Annotated in this window: 18 protein-coding genes; 7 read left to right on the forward strand and 11 right to left on the reverse strand. The window is 64.5% G+C overall.

The window, feature by feature from the left end; genetic code table 11:
- Positions 1-22: 22 nt before the first annotated feature.
- On the reverse strand, positions 23-364 hold the full coding sequence (locus tag H8F25_RS11205; protein WP_231596781.1) for a helix-turn-helix domain-containing protein: 342 nt from the start codon (positions 362-364) through the stop codon (positions 23-25).
- Positions 365-547: 183 nt separating this feature from the next.
- Here H8F25_RS11205 and H8F25_RS11210 point away from each other — a divergent pair, with 183 nt between their 5' ends.
- A complete protein-coding gene (locus H8F25_RS11210) occupies positions 548-2,011 on the forward strand; it encodes a DUF6880 family protein (RefSeq protein ID WP_197210480.1) in 1,464 nt (487 codons plus the stop codon).
- 309 nt (positions 2,012-2,320) lie between these two features.
- Here H8F25_RS11210 and H8F25_RS11215 read toward each other — a convergent pair whose 3' ends face one another.
- Together H8F25_RS11215 and H8F25_RS11220 are read right to left on the reverse strand one after the other, a co-directional pair.
- On the reverse strand, positions 2,321-7,684 hold the full coding sequence (locus H8F25_RS11215) for a DEAD/DEAH box helicase (protein WP_197210481.1): 5,364 nt from the start codon (positions 7,682-7,684) through the stop codon (positions 2,321-2,323).
- Positions 7,608-7,874 (reverse strand): hypothetical protein, encoded by a 267-nt coding sequence (locus tag H8F25_RS11220; RefSeq protein ID WP_197210482.1) that lies wholly within the window; start codon positions 7,872-7,874, stop codon positions 7,608-7,610. Before H8F25_RS11220 ends, H8F25_RS11215 begins: the two co-directional genes overlap by 77 nt.
- A gap of 571 nt (positions 7,875-8,445) precedes the next feature.
- Between H8F25_RS11220 and H8F25_RS11225 the strand changes: the two genes are divergently transcribed.
- Positions 8,446-8,997 (forward strand): transposase, encoded by a 552-nt coding sequence (locus H8F25_RS11225; protein ID WP_231596782.1) that lies wholly within the window; start codon positions 8,446-8,448, stop codon positions 8,995-8,997.
- Here H8F25_RS11225 and H8F25_RS11230 read toward each other — a convergent pair.
- The 3 genes from H8F25_RS11230 to H8F25_RS11240 all read right to left on the reverse strand — a co-directional run bounded on the left by H8F25_RS11230 (position 8,975) and on the right by H8F25_RS11240 (position 11,760).
- Complete coding sequence (locus H8F25_RS11230) at positions 8,975-10,318, reverse strand: IS5 family transposase (RefSeq protein ID WP_197210483.1); 1,344 nt, start codon at positions 10,316-10,318, stop codon at positions 8,975-8,977. The two genes, H8F25_RS11225 and H8F25_RS11230, sit on opposite strands and share 23 nt — an antisense overlap.
- A gap of 174 nt (positions 10,319-10,492) precedes the next feature.
- Complete coding sequence (locus tag H8F25_RS11235; protein WP_197210200.1) at positions 10,493-11,476, reverse strand: IS5 family transposase; 984 nt, start codon at positions 11,474-11,476, stop codon at positions 10,493-10,495.
- A 47-nt stretch (positions 11,477-11,523) separates the two neighbouring features.
- On the reverse strand, positions 11,524-11,760 hold the full coding sequence (locus H8F25_RS11240; RefSeq protein WP_197210484.1) for a hypothetical protein: 237 nt from the start codon (positions 11,758-11,760) through the stop codon (positions 11,524-11,526).
- Between the two features lie 65 nt (positions 11,761-11,825).
- On the opposite strand from H8F25_RS11240, the gene H8F25_RS11245 reads away from it, so the two are divergent.
- From H8F25_RS11245 to H8F25_RS11255, 3 genes are all read left to right on the forward strand, one after another.
- Positions 11,826-12,437, forward strand: coding sequence for an IS5 family transposase (locus H8F25_RS11245; RefSeq protein ID WP_231596783.1), 612 nt, complete (start codon positions 11,826-11,828; stop codon positions 12,435-12,437).
- Positions 12,438-12,655: 218 nt separating this feature from the next.
- Positions 12,656-13,690, forward strand: a complete 1,035-nt coding sequence (locus H8F25_RS11250; RefSeq protein ID WP_197210485.1) for an IS5 family transposase — start codon at positions 12,656-12,658, stop codon at positions 13,688-13,690.
- Between the two features lie 201 nt (positions 13,691-13,891).
- A complete protein-coding gene (locus H8F25_RS11255) occupies positions 13,892-14,080 on the forward strand; it encodes a hypothetical protein (protein ID WP_197214060.1) in 189 nt (62 codons plus the stop codon).
- A 200-nt stretch (positions 14,081-14,280) separates the two neighbouring features.
- On the opposite strand, the gene argJ is transcribed toward H8F25_RS11255, so the two are convergent.
- The 3 genes from argJ to H8F25_RS11270 form a co-directional block, all read right to left on the reverse strand.
- Entirely contained in the window at positions 14,281-15,558 is a 1,278-nt protein-coding gene (argJ, locus tag H8F25_RS11260; protein WP_231596784.1) for a bifunctional glutamate N-acetyltransferase/amino-acid acetyltransferase ArgJ, read from the reverse strand.
- Positions 15,559-15,620: 62 nt separating this feature from the next.
- Positions 15,621-15,881 (reverse strand): type II toxin-antitoxin system RelE/ParE family toxin, encoded by a 261-nt coding sequence (locus H8F25_RS11265; RefSeq protein WP_197210486.1) that lies wholly within the window; start codon positions 15,879-15,881, stop codon positions 15,621-15,623.
- The gene (locus H8F25_RS11270) at positions 15,865-16,167 is read right to left on the reverse strand and encodes a hypothetical protein (RefSeq protein ID WP_197210487.1); all 303 of its coding nucleotides are present in this window, start codon (positions 16,165-16,167) and stop codon (positions 15,865-15,867) included. Before H8F25_RS11270 ends, H8F25_RS11265 begins: the two co-directional genes overlap by 17 nt.
- A gap of 123 nt (positions 16,168-16,290) precedes the next feature.
- Here H8F25_RS11270 and H8F25_RS11275 point away from each other — a divergent pair, with 123 nt between their 5' ends.
- Both H8F25_RS11275 and H8F25_RS11280 read left to right on the forward strand, forming a co-directional pair.
- Complete coding sequence (locus H8F25_RS11275) at positions 16,291-17,340, forward strand: SPFH domain-containing protein (protein ID WP_197210488.1); 1,050 nt, start codon at positions 16,291-16,293, stop codon at positions 17,338-17,340.
- A complete protein-coding gene (locus H8F25_RS11280) occupies positions 17,337-18,020 on the forward strand; it encodes a zf-TFIIB domain-containing protein (protein ID WP_197210489.1) in 684 nt (227 codons plus the stop codon). Before H8F25_RS11275 ends, H8F25_RS11280 begins: the two co-directional genes overlap by 4 nt.
- Positions 18,021-18,048: 28 nt before the next feature.
- Here the strand turns inward: H8F25_RS11280 and H8F25_RS11285 are convergent, their stop codons facing one another.
- Both H8F25_RS11285 and H8F25_RS11290 read right to left on the reverse strand, forming a co-directional pair.
- The gene (locus tag H8F25_RS11285; RefSeq protein ID WP_197210490.1) at positions 18,049-19,017 is read right to left on the reverse strand and encodes an MlaD family protein; all 969 of its coding nucleotides are present in this window, start codon (positions 19,015-19,017) and stop codon (positions 18,049-18,051) included.
- Entirely contained in the window at positions 19,018-19,695 is a 678-nt protein-coding gene (locus H8F25_RS11290; protein ID WP_197210491.1) for a hypothetical protein, read from the reverse strand.
- Positions 19,696-19,834: the final 139 nt, after the last annotated feature.

Genomic DNA, 19,834 nt, shown 5'->3' on the forward strand with positions numbered 1-19,834 from the left:
AAAGGGGGATGGACGAGGCTGATCAGAAGTCGTCGTCGAAGCGTTGACGGCGAGGGGCCTGGCCGGGCTGGCGGGCGGCCTCCAGTGCCTTGCCTTCTGCATCCCGGTCAGGATCGGCCACCGCCTCCAGCTGATCGAGCAGCCCCAGCACCCAGAGGGCTCCGAGGTAGGCGGCGATGGAGGTGCCGGGCTTGCCACGCTCCACATCAGCCACGGTGAAGCGGCTCACGCCCATCCGCTCGGCCACGTCCTCCAGGCGCCAGCGGCGCCGCAGCCGGGCGGTACGGATGTTGCGCCCCAGCCGCTGCAGAGCCTGCTCCAGGGCCGCCGGGGGGTGCTGGACGATGGGACTGAGCTGGGCCAAGGCCGGCGGAACACCCAAGACACGTTATGTGATGACATCTTAAGGGGCTCATGCGTTGCCTGATGGCACCATGACGCCCGAGCAGGAGGCATGCCCTGGGGCTTGTTCTGGGACCCTGGCGATCGCGTCTGGCCGCTCCGCCCGGATCCGCCAGGCTGGATCGTCGTTCGTGGCTCCCCGCCGGTGCCCCGTTCATCGAGCCTGAATGCTCAGGTGCTGATCGCCCTGGGCCCCGAGCGCCTGGCAGAGCTGCTGCTGGAGCTGGCAGGCAGCGACCCAGCGATCAAGCGGCGGATCCGCCTGGCCGTAGCCCAGGCCACCAGTCCCCAGGAGGCCGCCGCGCAGGTACGCCAGCGCCTGGCCACCATCGGGCGGTCGCAGGGCTTCCTGGAGCGTGAGAAACGCTGGGCGGTACTGCAGGAGCTGGGCCTGCAGCTGGAGGCGATCACTGGCCCCATCGCCCAGGCCGAGCCTTTGGCGGCCCGGGAGCTGCTGTGGCAGTTCCTGGAGCTGGGCAACAACGTGCTGGGCCGCTGCGATGACAGCAGTGGCCTGATGGGTGATCTGTTCCGCCAGGCGATGGGCGAGCTGGGCCGGATCACCGAGGCGGCGCAGCCCAACCCCGCCACGTTGGCGGAGGCGGTGTTCGAGGCCTTCTGTGACAACGGCTATGGGGTGTTCGACGGGGTGATCCAGCAGGTGAAGCAGGCCCTGGGCCCCGAGGGACTGCAGCTGCTCAAGCGTCGTTTCGAGCAGCTGGCGGAGCAACCGGTTCCCGTCCCGCCGCGGCAGGAGTGGCAGCAGGTGGGCTGGGGCTCCGGCGGCCCCACCTACGCCCATGAGCGTGAGGAAAGCTCGCGGCAGTGGACCGTGAAGCTGGGGCTTCAGGAGGTGGCCACGGCGATGGGCGACATCGATGCCTACATCGCCCAGTACACGCCAGAACAGCAGGGCTATCCCCGCATTGCCACCGGCATCGCCCGGCGCCTGCTGGCGGTTGGCAGACCAGAAGACGCGCTGGCATTCCTCACCCGAGCCACGCCGGATCGTTCCCGCTGGCCGGAGATGGAGTGGGAGGAGACCCACATCGAAACGCTGGAGGCCCTGAAGCGGCAGGACGAGGCTCAGGCCGCCCGTTGGGGCTTGTTTGCGCGCTGCCTTCGCAGTGACGTGCTGCGGGATTACCTCGATCGCCTGCCGGCCTTTGAGGATGGGCCTGCGGAGCAGCAGGCGATCGAGCAGGCCCTCGCCCACCCCTCGGTGGATCAGGCACTGAGCTTCCTGATCAGCTGGCCCTCGTCCCTCGCTCGCGCGTCGGAGCTCCTGCTGAACCGCCGCAGCCAGCTCGATGGCGACCACTACACCCTTCTGGATGCCGCCGCCCAAAAGCTGAGTCAGGCCCACCCCCTCGCGGCCACCATCGCCCTGCGATCCATGGTCGACTTCACCTTGAGCAACGCGCGCTCCAGCCGCTACGGCCATGCGGCCCGCCATCTGCAGAGTTGTGAGCGCCTTAGCCACCGCATCTCCGACTGGGGGGAGATCCCGGGCCACGACGCCTACATCGCGGCGATCCGCCGCGATCACGCCCGCAAGAGCGGCTTCTGGAAGCGGATGCAGGAGCTGGGGATGGCTCAGGCAGGCTGACGTGGGTTGTCTGTCCGGCGCGGAGCTTGAGCAGCAGGGCATCGCGCAGCAGCAGCGCTGAGCTTTGGGAGCCGCTGCAAGAAGGTTCGGGGTATCGGAAGTGAGCGGGTCTTACCGCTTCTGCTTCCAGCGGCCAGAACAGGGTGGCGATCGTCTGATCCCCGCCGCCCAGCGGCCGCAGCCGGAGGACCTGATCCTGCTTCTCGGCACGGCTCTGGGGCAGGGTCACCCACTCCCGCCCCCGCACCTGCACGATCGAGCCGGGGCTGGGGATGTCGGGCAGCGCTGGGGCCTGAGTGAGGGTGCTGGTCATGGCTGTGGCTCCTTCCCGAACAGTTGCTGGTGTTGAGCGAACACCGCATCGAAGGCATCGCCAATGTTCTGGGCTGTCCCACCATCACCTGAGGAAGGCGGCGTCCTCTCGGCCGCTGACGATCGGGGGGAAGTCGCCTTGCCTTCCCCGAACAGCCAGGCGTGCTCGCGGAACACCTCGGGCCATTCCTCGCTGTGCTGGTCAAAGACCACCACGCGGATGCCGGCATCCTTGAGGGCCTGGCGCTTCTGCTGATCCAGCCGCTGCTGCAGGGGCTGGTCGTGGTGCGGGCCATCGATGAAGACGACCACCCCCGCCTCCCGGTAGGTGAAATCGGGGGTGACGAAATGGCCGCTCACCTCCTTCTGGGCGTCATCGGGCAGGTAATGGCCAAGACGGAAAGCGGTGTCGAGCCAGAGGCGCTCCAGACCGCTCTGGCACAAACCCCGCAGCCGCTCCAACCGTTCGCTGCGGCTGTCTGAGCCACCCTGGCCCACCAGCTCGCCGCGTACAAGATCGAGCAGGAACTGCTTGAGCTCTGGGAGCCGGCGATCGATGCGGTCGTGTTCGCGCTGGTTGTGATATCCGAGCAGGCAGCGGTAGCAGCCGGCTTCGCATTCGGGATCGGCATCCTCCAGGGCTGTCTCGGATGTCGGCAGAGGATCGCTCAATTTCCAGTGGCAGACCTCCAGCGCCGTGCGCCCCAGCTGCCGCAGTGCCGTTGGGCTCTCCACAAGGCGGCTGAGCACGCCCGCGCCACCCTCGGCGCTCTCATAGAGCAACAGGGCGTTGGCTTCCTCGTCGTTGGGCATCAGCTCAGCGGCGATCTCGCTGCCGTCGAGCTGGAAGGCCACCTCAATACCGCGCTTGAGTGCGTTCTTGAGACTGAGCAGCTGCAGGGGCTCCCAGTTGTTGGCGAACTGGAGCAGCAGGGCGTTCTTGCGGTCTTGCACGAAGGGTGTGATCTTGACGTAGCCCACTTCGGCGCTGTCGTCGTCACCTTCGCCCTTGGCGCCATCGCCGTCGGAGCCGGTGCCGGCGGCCAGCTGTTTTTCGCCGCCCCAGCGGCCGGTGATCGGGTGGATCGGAAAGCCCATGTCGCTGCGGTTCTCGCGCCGCCGCCAGCCGAGGTTGATGCGGCTGATCTGGGTGGCAGGGGCGTAGCTGAGCTCCAGCAGCGGCTGGCCGCCGCTGCTCACCTGGGCCCGCGCGACCTTCACCACGCCGTTCTCCTGCGGGAACTCATAGGTGGTGAGCAGCTCGTAGCCGAGCCGTTGGCGTTCCTCGTCGTCAGAGGTGATCCGCTCGGCGCGGCGGGTGTTGACCTGCTCGATCTGATAGAGCCGGGGCACCCGCACCGCCTTGCCTTCCGGTTGCTCCTTGAGCGGTGCTCCGCAGTGTCGGCAGAGTTCCAGTTCCGTGGAAGCACCGACATGGGCATGGCCGCAGGCGCCGCAGAGCAGGGCGTCCTGGGTGGCCAGGGTGGCCGTGCCGCTGGCCACGGCGTTGTCCTGCAGGCCGAGGATGGCGCCGCGCACCTTGTAGGTGTTGCCCTCGTGATAAATCAGCGAATGGGGGCCGAACTCGCTGATGCCCACGAAACGGGGGCGGGTGATGAAGGTGCCGCCTCCCACCTGCTCGCGCGTGCCGGGGATGTAGGCCATCAGCGGCAGGCGCGGGAAGTTGTAGCCGGGCATGAAGCCCTGGCTGGCCAGATAGCGGTAGGTGCTGAAGTCGTTGTTGTTGCTGCTGCCCGGCTTGTCGGCCAACAGCAGCTGCTGCTGCAGCCGGGCCGCCCGCTGGCGTTGATCGGCCGCCTGCCGTTCCCGCTCGCTCAGCGCATGGTTGGCCAGATCCTTCTGGGCCTGGGCGAACTGGCTGTCGACCGCCTCCAGCAGCTCCCGCCAACGCCGCAGGGCCGCATCGAAATCGATGGCTGCCCCTCGGATCAGGGAGTCCAACCAGCTGCCCGTGAGCCAGGGCGGCGGGGTGCTGCCCAGCCAGTGGTTCTCCAGCAGGTCGTCGACGATCGCCTGGCCATCGGCCTGGGCGCTGCGGCAGGCGTCATCGCTGGCCAGAGAATCGCGCAGATCCGCCACCAGCGGCCTGCCCTCGGTAGCCAGATCCACCAGTTCCTTCACCTTGCCCGGCAGTCGCTGCCTGGTGGCAGCCAGCCAGAGCGCCCGGAAATGGGCCTTGAGCAGCTCTTCGTTGGCCAGCTCCAGCGTCGGGGCACTCACGGCGCCGGCCACCATGCGGGTGGGATCGGAGAAGAAGTACTGGTCGTGCGGTGAGGTGGCGCCGCAGTAGCTGAGCACCAGTGCCGGCTGGCCGCTGCGCCCGGCCCGGCCGCTGCGCTGGGCGTAGTTCGCCGGTGTCGGCGGCACGTTGCGCATGTAGACGGTGTTGAGCGAGGAGATGTCAACGCCCAGCTCCATCGTTGGCGAGCAGTAGAGCAGCCGCAGGCGGGCCTCGCGGAACTGCTTCTCTCGCTGCTCCCGAACCCCGGCATCCACCTGGGCGGTGTGCTCCCGCGCCTCCAGGGTCTGCACGAACGGCCTTCCTTCCGCCTGCTCCGGATCAGCGATCAGCGAGGCCAGATCCTCGTAGAGGCTGCGGAAATAGTTGTTCACCGGTCCACGCCGGCCGCTGCTCTCCTGCTGCAGCAACAGTCGTTCGGCGTAGCTGTCCTGCGGGGCAGCATCAGGATCCACCAGCGTCCAGCGCAGTGCCGAACTGTTCAGCCGCCAGCCCTGCAGCACTTCGCTCTTGCGCTTGCCGACCCTCACCTCTTTGGGCTTGACCAGGCCCCAGGCCGTGAGCATCGCCAGTAGGTGGCCGGTGATCTCCTGATAGAGGTCGTCCTTCCACTTCAGGCCGCGGTGCAGTTCCTCCACCGACAGCCAGCGTTCCCGTGCCTTGAGCCAGCGCCCGAACGCACCACGCAGCGACAAACCCTCCAGCCGCTGCAACCGCTGCTCCGAGGTGACCGGGTTCATCAGCACGGTGCGGGCCAGCTCCGGCTGTTCATCCGCCCGGATCGCCCACACCTCCTCCAGATCGAAGCAGGCCTTGCGGCGACGCTCGAACTCCTCAAGGCCGAGGGCGTCGCAGTCGATCGCGAGCCGCTCGCGCAGCTCCTCCAGCAGGCGATGCAGGATCAAGAATCGCTCCTCACTACTCGCCTGGGCGAGTAGGGGATGACGCTGCTGCCAGTCAGCCTGGTCCTCGGCGCAGTTGACCAGCTCGGCGTAGTCGATCTCCAGCAGCCGCAGCTGCTCGAGGTTGGGATTGGTGAGCCGCCAGCCCTTGCGCAGATCCACCAGCAGCCGGTACTCCAGCACTCCGCGCAGGGCACGCCGCCGCTCGGCCTCCACGTTGGGCTTGACGCCCTTGGTGGCGATGAAGTCATCGGCGCGCAGGCGCAGGGCCTTCTCGGTGTCGAGCGCCAGGGTCTCCAGGCTCAGCTCCCGCTCCGGCCTGGCCCGTAGAGCTGCCACCAGGCCTGAGCGCAGCTGCAGCACCCGCACGAAGTCGTTGAAATGCCCCGCCTGCAGCGAGGCGTCCTGGCGGTTGTCGCTGAACGCCAGCAGCTTGCGGGCGTTGTCTGGGATTTCATCATCCGGGAAGCTGAGCAGCTGACGCAGCACCGCCAAGCTCAAAGTGGTGGTGGCCGAACTGCGTCCCTCCGAATTCAGGCCGCAGAGTTTGCTGAACTCACTGGCAGCAGGATTGTGCTCTGCTCCACAGCTGGGACAGAAGCGGAAACTGCCCTTAAGGAACCAGGCCGGAAGTCCATCATTGGTTGAGGTGCCATCAGCTCCCAGCCGGCAAGGCACTGGTACATAATCCCGGAAAGTCTTCTTGACCCCGAGTTCTCCACTTTTGCTGGTCTCAAGCCATCCGTCAGGGAAGCGGGCCTTTTCCAGATCCTCTGCCTCGTATGCAGTCTCTGCATCGGGCATGACGTAACCATTAACCACATCCCGTTCCCGCAGGCACGATTCATCGGAGAACTCCCGCGGCTCAAACCGTTCCGGCCGGCGGTTGTGCAGCTGGGCCCAGACAGGATGGAACTCCTGCCCGCAGCTGCGGCAGAACACCACCGGGTATAGCAGGGCCTGGCGGCCGGCATTCGGTTGGTACTTTTGGCCCTTGAGCGTCAGGTAGCGGCGCCCCGGCGCTTCCAGGCTGGCGTGCACATCACCACCGGCCGAGACGAATTGGTGCAGGCGGAAAGCAAAGAATCGCCGGTTTGGACCAACCTCCACCTGGTAAGCCGCCAGCAGGAACTGCCGCAGGTTGGGGAGTACCGCATCCCTGGCCTGACATGCTTTGTCGGAAGTGGGGGCGGCATCGTCCGCGAGACGACCACTGGCTGTGGCGAGCTCGAGGGCCGCATCCTGAAGGGTTCGGGGCCGGCAGCGTACCCACTTGCCATCAGTGCGGCCATCCTCACCCTCCAGACCCAGCCGCAGCTCCACCCACCGGGCCAGAGGATGCTGCCGGAGATCGTCTGCTGTCCAATCCGCGGTGGCATCGGGTGAATAGTCGGCATCCAGGGCAGAGCTGAGTTCTGCTGCCGAGGGGAGATCGCCCACCGTGAGGCGCTCCGGCGTCTCGGTGACGATGTTTTCCACCGGGATCTCGGTGCCGAACAACTTGCTAGCCACCTGCGCCACCGTGCCGTTGCGCTCGGCGGCAGTGCCCTCAGATGCCATCGTGGCGGAGGTACCGATGCAGATCAGATCGGCATTCAGCCGCTGCCGAACACGGCGCACGAGCAACGCCACATCAGCACCTTGCCGTCCTCGATAGGTGTGCAGCTCATCGAGGACCAGGAACTCCAGACCCTGGGCATCGCTGATCACCTTCTGATCGAGCGGATCCTGGCGGGTGAGGATGTACTCCAGCATCACGTAGTTCGTGAGCAGGATATCGGGGGGATCGTTCTTGATCTTCTCGCGTTCTTCCTCACTCTCCTGACCTGTGTAGCGCGCAAAAGTGACGCGAGGCCCCTCGGGATAGCCCCAACCCAGATATTTCTGCAGTTCTTCAATCTGGCTATTGCAGAGGGCGTTCATCGGGTAGATGACAATCGCCCGGATCCGTTTGCTTTGGTCGCCTCGTTCCCGTTCTTCCAGCACCCGATTGATGATCGGGATCATGTAACCCAGCGACTTGCCGGAGCCCGTGCCGGAGATCACCACCAGGCTGCCGCCGGCGCGCGCTATGACGATCGCTTCCCGTTGGTGGCGGTGCAACCGCAGCTCCACCCCGTCGTCACAGTCCTGGCTGGCCGGTTCCTTGCCCCAGCGGAAGATGCGGCTGCACTCCGGATGCAGCAGGCCTTCCTCCACCAACTGGCTGATGCTGCCACCCCCCCACAAAGCTGGGGTTGAGCTGGATCAGGGGTGAGGGCCAGTACTCGCCCGCCCCGTAGCGGCCATCCACAAAGTCCCGCAGATCGGGCGCCTTGATCTGGGTGAAGCTGCGGCTGAACTGGCCGTAGTCCTCGACGACCCGGTCACGGAAGGAGAAGACGTCCATCAGCTCTGCTCGACCTCGGCAAGCTGCACAGACCTGCTCGCGCACTGGTCAAGACTTCGATCTGACCCCGGATGACGCGACCAGGTCGGCCGCGGCTTGTAGTCGAGAGCCTGGCGCATGGCGATCCGCAGCAAGGGCCCTCCTGATTGACGCCGTAAGGCACAACTGGAAACAGTTCTACAGCAACTCTGCGTCTCCGCCGCGTACCCACGCCCCCACTCCGCCAAGTCGATGCATTTTTTGCATAGCTTTTGTGCCGGTCCTTGCCTGTTGCGGCTCGATGCCGGTCAGCTCCGGAATCCAGCCCCACTCCTGCAGCGGTGGTTGGCGACGGGTTCCTGAGGGTCATCACCCCTCGTTACCGCTGCGCGGGCCTGCGGCTACATGGCATTGGTCTTGGTCTTCTTGATGGTCGATTGATGTGCCTTGCCGAAACCGGTGTCGATCCATGGGCTGGCGTCGCTCCTCTCGCGGATAGGGAGAGGCAGATCCCTCGCATAAACCGTCACCTAGGGAACCCCTGAAAAACCCGATAGAATCAGTACAGTTCCAATAATGAGACTGGCAGCGGATGGCGGCCCCCCTCCAGTTGGGTTTCACGGACTACGAGCAGACCTACGCCAAGAAGAAAACGCGCCGGCAGCGCTTCCTCGATGAGATGGAAGCCACAGTGCCCTGGGATCCTTTCCTGGCCTTGATTTCGCCTGTGTACCACAGGCCTTCTGCCAAGGGCGGGCGCCCACCGTTTCCGCTGGAGGTGATGCTGCGCATCCACCTGCTGCAGCAGTGGTTCACGCTTTCCGATCCCTTGATGGAGGAGATGCTGATCGATACCCCCTGCTTCCGCCGCTTTGCTGGGATCGACATGGTTGAGGACCGGATCCCTGACGAGACGACGATCCTGAACTTCCGCCACCTCCTGGAAGAGAATCGGATAGCAGAGCAGATCCTGGAGACGGTGAACCAGAGCCTGCGGGAGAAGGGCGTGATGCTTAAGGAGGGACTCCTGAAAAAGATTCTCGGCCCATCGGCGCCGAATTCGTCCGTTTGCTTCGCGTTAATCAGGCCGGCAAGCGCCGTGACATCAAGTGGGCCAGATCTCAAAAGTCTGGCTTGCAGATGACCGCAGGAGCTCTGATCGCTGACCAGGCCATAAGAAAGCTGTAGATCCACCCAAAAAGAAGGGCAAAAAAGAGGCGCAGCAGCCTCAAGACCTTTTCCGCGCACATCACGACAAAGGCCATTGAGATGGAGGATTCGGCACCAGCTGGTAGACGAACCATGATCAGATCCAGGGAATACTTGCGCTTTCCATATCCAAAGACGCCTTCCACTTCATTGCGTCGAGCTTGATCAGATCGGAGCTGCTGCTTGTGTGCAGTGGTGACATCAGGATCCTTGGGCGGGCGGCCCAATCGCTTGCCGGAGAGGCGAATACCGTTCCTCATGCAGAAATGCCTATTCTTGGCCGTGATATAAATCCGGTCGGCGCAGATGCGCTCTGGGTAAGATCCTGTATCCAGCTTGTATTTTTCCGCCTGAGCGATCAGGTCTTCTCCTTCGTTGTAGGGGTTCCAGCTGATGCGGTGCAAGAACGGAAAGCCGTTTTGAACCGAAACACTGATTTTGGCACCAAACTCCACCGCAGCACGTGCTTTGCCTCGCACCATTGGGCGGATATGGGTCTGCACAAGATTCACCAGGCGGTCTGGAATGCTGTTGGTCTGAGAGGCGAGCAGAAGGCCCTGCTGCCGCTCCAACTCGCTGCAGGCCAACAACTTCTGCCACCAATGCCTCTTGAGCTCAGAAAGCCTTGCCCCACAGCCGATCAGAGCATCAATGGCTTTGAGATTCTGCCGCACATATCCAAGCTGATGTTTAATGGCAGCCTTCACTTTTCGGCGGCGTGGCCGTTTTTGCTTCGCCACTCTCAGGAAATGAGCACGAGCAAGGCCACGGTCGTAGCGAGGTCGATGTCTCCTGAATCCCGATGACTGACTGCACAGATCATCAATGACTCGCTCGGTCGTTGTGCGAGCCTCGCTGAGGAGCCTGAGGTCTCTGGGATAGGTAATGTCGGCAGGAGTGCAACTAGCATCAATCGTGAGAATGCCCCAATTCTTTCCTTCTGGCCAGTCAGCAGGCTTGATCAACGCATCAAGTTCCAGCTGAGCGCCTCCTCCTCTGGAATCAGGATCATCATGGTCGTCATCGTCTGCTACCTGAGCAAGTGCTTCCAGAAGGATCTCTTTGCCGCGCTGCACCACCAGCTCATTGATACGGCGCAGATCCTCGTCAGAAAAGCGTTTGCGAAAATGCACCATCATCGAGGCATCAAACGGTGCCTTGGCTGTGTAACCCGCAAAGCCGAGAAAGAACTGCATATAGGCGTTCTCTCTGATCTGATGGACAGTCTCTTCGTCGGTTAAGGAAGCTCTGATCAAGACCGGGAATTGAGCGCAAGCGTGTCTCATTCTCGCCAATGAGACACAAGTGGGGTATTTTGTCCTTGGCTACTCGCCAGGTGCTCCAATCCAGGGCCTGACTGGCTTATTTCTCGTGAGTTCCCCGATCATTTTTGGCTGCTCACCCTCAAGATGGCACACTTATTCTGTCATTTACGCTGTAGAAGGACAACGTTCGCGCACCATCCAGAGATTGGCGAGGGCAAACAGCATCGTCAGCTTGAGGTTGTTCTTGCGGATGCCTCGGTAGAAGACCTTCCGAAATCCAAACTGGCACTTGATGATCCGAAATGGATGCTCCACCTTTGCCCTGACATGTGCTTTCGCCGCCTCCATCAGATCCAGCAGTCTTCCCTCTGGGGTGTCCGGTAGAACTCGGCGCTGTCCGGGCTTCATGGCGATGCGCATCTCTGCTTCGCAGTCCTTGAACGCCTCACGCTTTTCGATGCCGATGTGGCCAGAGTCGCCGTAGATCACGCGTTCCTCGCCATGGACGCGATCGGGTGCCGTGTTCAGCTCATGGACGTTGGCAGCCGTGCTCACCACGGAATGGACCAGACCCGAGGCTGCATCCACACCGATGTGGCACCGCATCCCAAAGAACCACTGGTTGCCTTTGGCCACCGAGTGCATTTCAGGATCCCGCTCGCCCGTCTTGTTCTTGGTTGAACTGGGAGCGTTGATGATTGTGGCATCGAGGATCGTACCCTCCTTAAGCATCACGCCCTTCTCCCGCAGGCTCTGGTTCACCGTCTCCAGGATCTGCTCTGCTATCCGATTCTCTTCCAGGAGGTGGCGGAAGTTCAGGATCGTCGTCTCGTCAGGGATCCGGTCCTCAACCATGTCGATCCCAGCAAAGCGGCGGAAGCAGGGGGTATCGATCAGCATCTCCTCCATCAAGGGATCGGAAAGCGTGAACCACTGCTGCAGCAGGTGGATGCGCAGCATCACCTCCAGCGGAAACGGTGGGCGCCCGCCCTTGGCAGAAGGCCTGTGGTACACAGGCGAAATCAAGGCCAGGAAAGGATCCCAGGGCACTGTGGCTTCCATCTCATCGAGGAAGCGCTGCCGGCGCGTTTTCTTCTTGGCGTAGGTCTGCTCGTAGTCCGTGAAACCCAACTGGAGGGGGGCCGCCATCCGCTGCCAGTCTCATTATTGGAACTGTACTGATTCTATCGGGTTTTTCAGGGGTTCCTTAACCCCAACTTCTGTTTGATGTAGAGAGCACCAAAGGCCATCCGCACTGATTTGGCTGGAGCGCCAATTGTGGCGTTGAATTGAGGGGCATAGGCTTGTTCCAGCTCATCCCATGGCATCAGCCCCTCCAGTTGAACCCAGCGATTCTCGGGATCAAGTGTGCCGCCAAATGGCAGGTGGAACTCCTTGATTGAGATCTGACCGTTATTGTGCCTCCGGTACATCTGGAGTGATCAGGAGTAAAGGCAATCACGGATTGCCTGGTTCACGGCCATTTTAGCGGCTTCTCATGCTTGAGACCAGCCGCGGCGCAATGGATCTGGATTTTTCAGGAGTCCCTAAGGAGGGTACGATCCTCGATGCCACAATCATCAACGCTCCCAGTTCAACCAAGAACAAGACGGGCGAGCGGGATCCTGAAATGCACTCGGTGGCCAAAGGCAACCAGTGGTTCTTTGGGATGCGGTGCCACATCGGTGTGGATGCAGCCTCGGGTCTGGTCCATTCCGTGGTGAGCACGGCTGCCAACGTCCATGAGCTGAACACGGCACCCGATCGCGTCCATGGCGAGGAACGCGTGATCTACGGCGACTCTGGCCACATCGGCATCGAAAAGCGTGAGGCGTTCAAGGACTGCGAAGCAGAGATGCGCATCGCCATGAAGCCCGGACAGCGCCGAGTTCTAGCGGACACCCCAGAGGGAAGACTGCTGGATCTGATGGAGGCGGCGAAAGCACATGTCAGGGCAAAGGTGGAGCATCCATTTCGGATCATCAAGTGCCAGTTTGGATTTCGGAAGGTCTTCTACCGAGGCATCCGCAAGAACAACCTCAAGCTGACGATGCTGTTTGCCCTCGCCAATCTCTGGATGGTGCGCGAACGTTGTCCTTCTACAGCGTAAATGACAGAATAAGTGTGCCATCTTGAGGGTGAGCAGCCAAAAATGATCGGGGAACTCACGAGAAATAAGCCAGTCAGGCCCTGGATTGGAGCACCTGGCGAGTAGCCAAGGACAAAATACCCCACTTGTGTCTCATTGACGAGAATGAGACACGCTTGCGCTCAATTCCCGGTCTTGATCAGAGCTTCCCTAAGATAAGAAAAGCCCAGCATACCTGAATGGGCCAGCGCGGATTCTGGGATGAAGAGAAGAGGATCCAAAAGCTTCGCCACAAGAAGCCTGTATTGACGACCCTCTCCGAGTCGATTCCCTGGGAGAGCTTTCGGTCGCTGCTGGAACAGGGATATACCCATGAGCGCAAGAGCAATGCCGGCAGGAAAAGGATCGGCCCCCTTATCCTCTTCAAGATGCTGGTGTTGCAGCAGCTGTTCAACCTCAGTGATGAGGAGCTGGAATTCCAGGTCAACGACAGGCGGTCGTTCGAGGAGTTCATCGGCCTTGGAGTGATGAACTCGATTCCCGATGCAACCACCGTTGCGTTCTTCCGCGAACGGCTGCGCAATGCCGGCGTCATTGAGGAGCTGTTCGAGCGTTTTGAGGGGCACCTACGAGCCCAAGGGCTGGAAGCTCGTGGTGGACAGATTATCGATGCCACGCTTGTACCTGTGCCGAAGCAGAGAAATACTCGAGCTGAGAACGAAGCCATCAAGCAGGGCAAGCTGCCCGAAGGATGGGAAGACAAGCCAAACCGCTTGCGCCAGAAGGACCTTGACGCCCGCTGGGTGAAGAAGAACGGCACCAGCCACTACGGATATAAGAATAGCATTTGCATCGATGCGACTCATGGCTTCATCCGCAGATACGCAATCACCCCGGCCAACATCCACGACAGTCAGATGCTTACCCACGTTCTCGATCCCGAGAACAGCGATGACTTCGTCTGGGCGGATTCAGGCTATGCAGGAGTGAAGTTTGAGGAGTTACTGGAATTAGCTGGATATGAAAGCAATATCCACGAAAAGGGAACGAGGAATCATCCACTCAGCAAGGAGGCCAAAGAGAGGAATAAGCTACGCTCAAAGGTGAGAGCCCGAGTTGAACACGTATTTGGCGCGATGACAACCTGCATGCGCGGGAAGCTGACCAGGCGGATTGGGTTGGCCAGAAACCAGGTATGGTGGGGACTCAGGAATCTGACCTACAACTTTCTCCGGTATCTGCACTGCACTGGCGCGACAATGGCGGCTGCCTGAAGAGACAAGCAAACAGATCAAAGACTAGCGCTCTTTCCGAACTGCTGCTCCCTGCTGAAAGCAGGGTCAGATGATGCAGGCTTTTTGTCCGTTCTGCCTACAGATGGACGGCGATTATTCGAGGTTCCCTGATGTGAGTCGCACATTCCGTGGTGCAGCGCGCCTGCAGCCGGCGGAACCGAGCCCGTAACGTGATCTCCCATGCTGCCGGTGCCGGTGTCCCTGATTCCCCGCTGGCAGTTCATGACCGACGAAGCCAAGGCGCTGGCGCGGCGCACAGCCGTGTCAGCACTGCTTGTGGTGGCGGTGCTGCTGCTGTTCCGGGCGCTGCTGCCCTGGGTGGTGCTCGCCCTTGTCGCGTGGTGGATCTGGAAGGCGGTCACCCGATAGCAGCGGCGAGCGCTGCGGGCCCACAAAAAAGCGGACCCGTCCAGGACCCGCTCGATGACCACTCCGACTCTATGAACTTTTGCAACGAGGCGCGAACGCACGCCTGCGGCCAGATCTTTTGCAGAGCCTTGTTGCCATTCAGTCCCATCGGATTCCGTGGCAGGGCAACGAACGGACCAGGCTGAGGACGAAGGCGGGGCCTACGTCGTGTAGTCGGCGTTGATCCGCACATATTGATCCGACAGATCGCAGCCCCAGGCGCGACCGCCTCCGGGGCCGTCGCCCACCACCAGGCGGATCATCACCGTGTCGCCCTCGGGACCGGGACCGCCCAGGTAGCGGCCGGCAGCGCAGGCCCTGAGATAGGCACTGGCGGCCAGGCGATCGAAGGGCAGCGGCTGGCCCTGCTCCATCAGCTGGTGCTCGCCCAGCCAGAGGGCCACGCTGTCGGGATCGAAGGGCACCCCGGCCCGGCCGGCCGCCGCCACGATCCGGCCCCAGTTGGGGTCGCGGCCGTGCACGGCGCACTTCACCAGCGAAGAACCGCACACGGTGCGGGCGATCGCCCGCGCACCGGCCTCATCGGCCGCGCCCTCCACCTGCACCTCGATCAGGCAGGTGGCCCCCTCGCCGTCGCGGGCGATCGCCTTCGCCAGGTGCTGCGACACCGCCGTCAGGCCGGACTCCAGCGCGGGGTAATGCTCGGGAGACAGGTCCTCGCCGGCTGCAAACGCCAGGTAGGTGTCGTTGGTGCTGGTGTCGCCGTCCACCGTGATCGCATTGAACGAGCGATCCACCGCCCGCTTCACCGTCGCCTGCCAGATCTCCGCCGGCACGCCCGCATCGCAGCTGAGATAGCCCAGCATCGTGGCCATGTCCGGGTGGATCATCCCGGAGCCCTTGGCCATGCCGCCGAGGCGCACCATGCGCCCCCCCAGCTCCGCCTCGATGGCGATCTGCTTGTCGATCAGATCGGTGGTGAGGATCGCCTTCGCCGCGTCGTTGCCGCCCGTCTCGCTCAGGGCCGCCAGCAGCGGATCGAGCCCCACCACCAGGGTCTCCATCGGGATCGGCACGCCGATCACCCCCGTGCTGCAGATGAGCACCTCCTCCGATCGCAGCCCGAGCCGTTCCGCCAGCGCCTCCGTGGCCATGAGGCTGTCGGCGAGACCCCGCTCGCCGGTGCAGGCGTTGGCCTGGCCCGAATTGGTGAGCACCGCCCGGGCGTGGCCGCCGCTGGCCACCAGGCGCTCGGCGCAGAGATCGACGCAGGCCGCCCGCACCCGGCTGGTGGTGAAGGTGCCGGCGCACACCGCCCCCTCCGGTGCCAGCAGCAGCGACAGATCGGGGTTGCCCGAGGGCTTGAGGCCGGCCGTGATCCCCGCCGCCTGGAAGCCGGACGGCGCCGTCACGCCCCCCTCGATCAGCCGCCAGGGGGCCGGCAGCTGGGCGACGCTGGCAGGCAGGGGAGCGCTCACGGATCGGAAACGACGGTGATCTTTCCTAGCCTGGCTGTGTGCACACGCCTCAGGCTTCGGGCTCAGCCGCGGTAGACGGAGCCCCGCTGGCCAAGCCTGACGATCAACACGATCAGAACCTCGTCCTCGATGCTGAACAGCAGGCGCAGATCGCCGATGCGCACCCGGTGGATCGACTCCTCCGACTGAAGACGGACCACGCCCGGGTGACGCGGAGCCTCCCGCAGGCGCTCCAGCTCACGGTCGACGCGGCGCCGGCTGACCGGATCGAGGCGGGCGTAAGCCCTGGCGGCCGAGCGGACGAATTCAATCCGGTACGTCATTCAACCCGCCAGGTCGATCGACCCCCGCATCGCCCAGATCCGCCTGGCCGCTTCTGAGCGACTCCCAGCTGATGCGCGGTTCATCGGCACGCAGGATGGCCTCGGCCTCAGCGGCATCCTCGGCATCCTCAAGCGCCAGGGTGAGCAGCCGGCGCAATGCGTCGCTGCGACTCACCGACAGATGCAGCTGCTGCTCCAGGCCGGCGGCATAGCGATCCAGGCGCTCCAGCAGCTCAGGCGGCAACCGCACGGCCTGGGGAGAGCCTGCTGAGCGGGAAGAAGCCATGACCCGTCGTCGCCTGTCGTTGAAGCTAATACAGATACACCGCCATGGTTGCGGCGGCGATCCTGGGCGCTCATCAGGCCCGTTCCTAGCCTGCCGCTGCACCTTCAGCCCGCCGCGCCGCCGATGAAGCAGGTCTGGGACCGGCTGCGCTCCGAGCTGCTGCTGAACATCATCGAGTGGAGCGAGGCCGTCCCCGGCGCCCCCGATCCCAGCGGCGACACCCTGGCCTGGCGCTTCCGCGACGGCGAAGCTGCCGGCCGGAGCAGCGCCATCCGCAACGGCGCCCAGCTGATCGTGCGCGAGGGCCAGTGGGCCGTGTTCCTCGATGAGGGGCGCATCGCCGATGCCTTCGGACCCGGCCGCCACACCCTCACCACGGCCAACCTGCCGCTGCTCACGAGCCTGCTCTGCCTGCCGACCGGCTTCGAGAGCCCGTTCAAGGCGGAGGTGGTGTTCGTCTGCACCCGCCTCTTCAGCGACCTCCGGTGGGGCACGCGCCAGCCGCTGCTGCTGCGCGACCCGGAGCTCGGGCCGGTGCGCCTGCGCGGCTTCGGCAGCTACAGCCTGCGCGTCAACGACCCCGCCTGGCTCGTGCGCGAGGTGAGCGGCGCCAGCGGCCGGATGGATCTGACCACCCTGCAGGATCCGCTGCGATCCCTGATCGTCAGCCGTCTGGCCGATGTGCTGGGCCGCAGCGGCTGCCCGGTGTTCGACCTGAGCAGCCGCTATGAGTGGCTCGCCCGCGACCTGCGCCTGGCGCTGCTGGAGGACGCGCAGCAATTCGGGCTGGAGATCCCCTCGCTGCTGATCGAGGGCCTCACCCTGCCGCCGGAGGTGGAGGCGGCCCTGGTGCGCCGCAGCGTGCAGCGGGTGGAGGGGGAATCCACTCAGGCCTCGCCAGGACCGCCGCCGGCAGACAGCCGAACGGCCCCAGCCGCCGCAGCCGCGGTCCTGCCAGCCGACGGGTCTCCACAGCCCCGGCCGCTCCGTGCTCCGCCACCGCCACCACCGTTGCCTGGGATGGCCAGATCTGTCCCACCCGTTCGCCCAGCCGCCCAGGCGAGCGTGACCGCTCAATCGTTCATGCGAACCACGAACATGAGCCAGGAGGAGGGCGGCCCGCCAGGCGCAGGCCCGGCCACCGCGAACGGCGAACCGGACGAAGCGTCATGAACTGCCCCTGCTGCTCGGCTCCCCTTCAGGACCACGGTCTGATCTGCTCCTGGTGCGGCAGCCGCCTCGATCTCGACCTGCAGGGCTGGAGCCACCTGCAGCCGCGCGGCCTCAACCCCCAGCTGCACTGCCCCGACTGCCGCTGCGAACTGGAATCCCTGCAGCTCGGCGGCGAAGAACCGCTGGAGCTGGACCGTTGCCCGCAGTGCCTCGGCCTGTTCCTGCCGCTGGGGGCCCTGGAGCGGCTGGTGGCCCAGGAAGGACGCTCGGCCCTGCAGATCGACCACCGACTGCTGCAGGCCCTCAGCGAAACCCCGCGGGCGGCGCCGGCCCCGCTGCGCTATCGCCCCTGCCCCAGCTGCGGCGAGCTGATGAACCGCAGCCTGCACGGCAAACGCAGCGGCGTGGTGGTGGACCGCTGCCGCGACCACGGCCTCTGGCTCGACGCCGGCGAACTGCGGCAGTTGCTGGAGTGGGCACGGGCCGGCGGCGCCCTGCTCGATCTGGAACGCCGGCAGGAACAGGCTCAGGAGGAAGCCCGGCGCCGGCAACGGGAGCAGCAGGAGAGCGCAGGGCTCCTGTCCGAGGCGGAGGCACAGGCCGATCGCCCCTGGCTGGAGGCCCTGGCCCGCGATGACATCGGCACCCTGCTGCTGCGACTGGCGCGGCGGCTGGGGTGAAGGCGGGGAGGCCCTGCCAGGGAAGCGATCACGTTTCTCCACCAAGGTGGATCGGAGCGGCGGAACGCTCCGTCGGGCCATCGTCGGTGCCTCCAGCAGCACTGTCGGCCCTGGGCGGACCCGCATCACGATGAGGGGCGGCGTCCCGGTCGCGCAGGCGATGGCCGGGATCGAGCCTGTGGATCAGCCGATTGAGCCAGATCAGCGCCACTTCCGCCTGCTCACCGGAACCATCCAGCCGCCGCAGGGCCTGGCTCAGCTCCGGTCGGATCCGCTCCAGGGTGAGCACCAGTTCGCGCGAGGCCAGGCGGGCCTCACGGGCGGTGCTGCCTGCTTCTCGTCCGGTCTCGCGCAGCACCGCCGCCGTGGCGGGCACCTCGCGCTGAAGGGTGCCCGCCACCGCCTCTGCGCTCCGCAGGCTGCCCCGCAGCTGCGCCAGGGTTCCGGACACCTCCCCCTCGGCCAGCCGTTCCACGGTGTGCAGCAGCCGATCGAGCTGCTGCAGGGTGATCTGTCCACGGGCCAACAGATCCTCGAGGCCGCCACCGCTGCGGTAGGCCACCTGGAAACGGTCAGGGACGGAGGATGGGGGACGTGGTGCCGCCGTCAGCGTGAGCCGCTGATCGCCCATCAGCAAATCCTGGGTGATGGCGAGGCTGCTCGCAGGGCTCACCACACCGCGATAGCGGACCGGCACGCTCAGATGCAGCATCACCTGGCCATCAGCCTCCATCTCGAGGCCACGCAGGGCTCCCACCGGGAGGCCCGAGAGGATCACCCGACTGCCTGACCTCAGGCCGCGGGCATCCGGCACCCGCACACTGATCTGCAGCTGGGGCTCGAACACCCCCCGCCGGTAGGCGGTGTAGACCAGCAGTGCGACCACCAGGCCGGCGCCGCCCAGCAGCGAGCCCACCGTGAGCAGCAACCGCCAGCCATCGCGGAGCCGGGTGATGAGCGGGGGCTGGGGAACAGGCGGGGGCATCGGGGAGGGCATTCAGGCGGTGAGGGCTCCGGGCAGACCGGAGAGCTGGTAGGCCAGCTCCAGCGGGATCGCGATCAGGATCAACCGGAAGAGATCGCTGTAGGCCATCAACAGATGCGCTGCCGGCAGCTGTCGATGCGGGCGCCAGGGGTCGTAGGGCTGCTCAGGACCCCAGTGCCCATAAGCCGCCAGAGGCTTGAGGGGCCAGAGACGAAGCAGCACCGCGAGGGCCGAGAGCATGGCGAAGAGCACCACCCGCGCACAGCTGAACAGCACCACCCCCGGCTGAAGCGTCTCCAGCAGCGCGATCACGTCACCCAGGGCGAACCAGTCCTGCGAAACGACGGACAGGGCGATCAGGCTGATCAGCAGGTATTCCAGGAAGAGAAGACCGGCCGCCAGGCCGGCGCCGACCACCAGCGCTCCCCGGCCCAGTCGCAGCGTGCCGCCGGGCCAGCCGTCCATCAGATGCATGATCAGACTGATGGGCAGGATGGCCCGGATCATCACCATCAGCAGCGTCAGCAGCACCCCGACGCTTTCCGAGCTGAGCAGGGTGAACAGGCGCAGCAGCTGCAGGCTCCCCAGCGGTGGGATCAGCCCGACCGCCAGTCCGAAACTGATGCCACTGGCGGCGGCCACCACAGCGACCGCGATGGAGGACTGCACCCCCAGCAGGTAGATCACCACGACAAGCTCTCGGGTCCAGCGGCGCAGGCGTTTCAGGGGCAGGCATCGGAGAGCTGGCCCCCAGAGTGGCGGGCGGGCCAGGCCCTGCCAAGCACGCGCCCTGTCAGGCGACCCGAGGCGGCGGCCCCGGCTTCAGACT

The sequence above is a fragment of the Synechococcus sp. CBW1004 genome (assembly GCF_015840715.1).
Lineage (GTDB): Bacteria > Cyanobacteriota > Cyanobacteriia > PCC-6307 > Cyanobiaceae > Cyanobium.

Excerpts from the sequence above, each read along its gene's own strand:
- H8F25_RS11270 (WP_197210487.1), bottom strand. The coding sequence starts at position 16,167 with ATGGCTTCTTCCCGCTCAGCAGGCTCTCCCCAGGCCGTGCGGTTGCCG.
- H8F25_RS11255 (WP_197214060.1), top strand. The coding sequence starts at position 13,892 with ATGCTGCCGGTGCCGGTGTCCCTGATTCCCCGCTGGCAGTTCATGACC.
- H8F25_RS11235 (WP_197210200.1), bottom strand. The coding sequence starts at position 11,476 with ATGGCGGCCCCCCTCCAGTTGGGTTTCACGGACTACGAGCAGACCTAC.
- H8F25_RS11275 (WP_197210488.1), top strand. The coding sequence starts at position 16,291 with ATGAAGCAGGTCTGGGACCGGCTGCGCTCCGAGCTGCTGCTGAACATC.
- H8F25_RS11285 (WP_197210490.1), bottom strand. The coding sequence starts at position 19,017 with ATGCCCTCCCCGATGCCCCCGCCTGTTCCCCAGCCCCCGCTCATCACC.
- H8F25_RS11225 (WP_231596782.1), top strand. The coding sequence starts at position 8,446 with ATGGCGGCCCCCCTCCAGTTGGGTTTCACGGACTACGAGCAGACCTAC.
- H8F25_RS11265 (WP_197210486.1), bottom strand. The coding sequence starts at position 15,881 with ATGACGTACCGGATTGAATTCGTCCGCTCGGCCGCCAGGGCTTACGCC.
- H8F25_RS11250 (WP_197210485.1), top strand. The coding sequence starts at position 12,656 with ATGGGCCAGCGCGGATTCTGGGATGAAGAGAAGAGGATCCAAAAGCTT.
- H8F25_RS11245 (WP_231596783.1), top strand. The coding sequence starts at position 11,826 with ATGCTTGAGACCAGCCGCGGCGCAATGGATCTGGATTTTTCAGGAGTC.
- H8F25_RS11220 (WP_197210482.1), bottom strand. The coding sequence starts at position 7,874 with ATGGACGTCTTCTCCTTCCGTGACCGGGTCGTCGAGGACTACGGCCAG.
- H8F25_RS11240 (WP_197210484.1), bottom strand. The coding sequence starts at position 11,760 with ATGTACCGGAGGCACAATAACGGTCAGATCTCAATCAAGGAGTTCCAC.
- H8F25_RS11280 (WP_197210489.1), top strand. The coding sequence starts at position 17,337 with ATGAACTGCCCCTGCTGCTCGGCTCCCCTTCAGGACCACGGTCTGATC.